Origin of the sequence: Vibrio sp. S457-15 (genome assembly GCF_000960545.1) — a bacterium.
GTDB classification, from domain to species: domain Bacteria; phylum Pseudomonadota; class Gammaproteobacteria; order Enterobacterales; family Vibrionaceae; genus Vibrio; species Vibrio parahaemolyticus.
Genome location: NZ_JYOQ01000088.1, coordinates 1 through 386, shown reverse-complemented (window position 1 = coordinate 386; position 386 = coordinate 1). Strand labels below are relative to the sequence as shown.

General features: G+C 52.1%; 2 protein-coding genes. Both read right to left on the bottom strand.

What is annotated here, in order from left to right:
* Window positions 1–166: flagellar basal body protein (locus tag UF05_RS08765; protein ID WP_048852417.1), on the bottom strand; the 166-nt coding region annotated here is incomplete at its 3' end.
* A 25-nt stretch (window positions 167–191) separates the two neighbouring features.
* On the bottom strand, window positions 192–386 hold a 195-nt coding region (locus UF05_RS08760; protein WP_048852415.1), incomplete at its 5' end, for a flagellar basal body rod C-terminal domain-containing protein.

The following is a 386-nucleotide window of genomic DNA, read 5'->3' as shown; positions in this document are numbered from 1 at the left end:
CCTGTGCACCAGGTTGACGCTGAATGCTGTAGAACAAGTCTTCAAATACAACGCGGTCGCGCTTAAAGCCGACGGTGTTTACGTTTGCTACGTTGTTGGAAATGGCAGTCATCTTCGTGTCCTGCGCTGCCATACCTGCCTTACTTACCCATAATGCCGAATGCATTGGTTATCTCCTTTTGGGGCGAGACTTATCTCGCCGCCATTAATTTGTTACCGGCTTGCGCCAACGGTTCTGCAGTTTTCATCATGCGTACTTGCATCTCGAAGTTACGCGTTAGCGACATCACGCCGCTCAGCGCCTCGACCGCCGATACGTTACTGCCTTCGATGTGTTCTTGTGCCAATTGCACGGTTTCATCCGCTGCGAGTGGCACACCATCACC